The organism is Polaromonas sp. P1_G1 (assembly GCF_056405595.1).
On record NZ_JBFUBU010000256.1, the window covers coordinates 1 to 399 of the forward strand.

General features: G+C 63.7%; 1 pseudogene. It reads right to left on the minus strand.

What is annotated here, in order from left to right:
- Positions 1 to 399: pseudogene (locus AC1D1Y_RS26730) on the minus strand (iron ABC transporter permease); the annotation flags it as partial.

Consider the following 399-nt stretch of genomic DNA (forward strand, 5'->3'; position numbering starts at 1 on the left):
GCGACAGCACGGCGGTCACCACGGGCAGCAACAGGCACAACGTGGACAGGCGCCCCAAGCGGCTGCGCAGCGGCTGTCGCGCTGAGCCAGAACCGACACGGGCATAGCGCTCGTGCCCGCGGGTTCCCGACTCGAAGCCCAGCAGCACAAAACAACACACCACCAACACACCCGCCAGCATATTGGCGGCGGGGCCGTTGTAGGTGGATTGAAACTGGTCCACGATGGCCGTGGTGAAGGTGTCAAAACGGATCGTCACGTACAGGCCGTATTCGGCCAGCAGATGCAGGCCTACCAGCAAGGCACCACCCCAAATCGCCAAGCGCAACTGCGGCAACACCACACGAAAAAAGACCTCCCACGGGCCTTCCCCCAGCGAGGCCGCAGCATCTTCCATCG